Here is a 665-nt window from a genome sequence, read left to right as displayed (position 1 = left end):
TGAAGCTCTTTTGGTATAATTAAAAATAAAAAAGCACCGGTTGCAGCCAGCACTTTCAAAAACAATACCCCTATAGAAAGGATAATCAAAATGTATAATAATTATAACATAAATCAGACTGTACTTAGTATCAAAACTGACTGGGAACCAAAAGAAAATCATCCTGCACGGATGATTAATCAAATAGTTGAAGACCTTAAAATTAAAGATCCCTACATCTTTGGACGTCCGCGTAAGTATGATCTGCGTGTACTTTTAAAATTAATTTTGTTTGCGTACACAAAAGGGATCTTCAGTAGCCGTCGGATTAATACCTTGGCAGAAGAGAATTTGGCAGCCCGTTGGCTGACACAGGAACAAGTTCCAGCCTACCGAACAATTTGTCGTTTTAGAATTTCAGATGAAGTTGAGAACTTGATCAATCAATGTATTCAAAAACTAACAAAATATCTAAAGCAAAATAACTTTATTGATGAGGTTACTTTTATTGATGGAACTAAAATTTTAGCCGATGCCAATAAATATAGTTTTGTTTGGCGCAAGAATACTATTCGTTTTGACAAGCTTAATCGCTCTGCGATTATATCCCTTCTGGAAGAATTAAATGAAGCTAAGTTTAAGTGCCAGCTCCCAGCAGAGACAGATCTTACTTTGGAAATGCTTGA

Annotated in this window: 1 protein-coding gene; it reads left to right on the top strand. The window is 35.0% G+C overall.

Going from position 1 to position 665, the window contains the following annotated elements; genetic code table 11:
* Positions 1-90 precede the first annotated feature (90 nt).
* Positions 91-665, top strand: a 575-nt coding sequence (locus IV36_RS11640; RefSeq protein ID WP_162261596.1) for a transposase, incomplete at its 3' end; no start/stop codon positions are given.

It is taken from the genome of Liquorilactobacillus mali, from assembly GCF_001437155.1.
Taxonomy (GTDB): domain Bacteria; phylum Bacillota; class Bacilli; order Lactobacillales; family Lactobacillaceae; genus Liquorilactobacillus; species Liquorilactobacillus mali_A.
The sequence above is the reverse complement of the archived record's forward strand: the minus strand, read 5'-3'. Positions and strand labels throughout refer to the sequence as shown.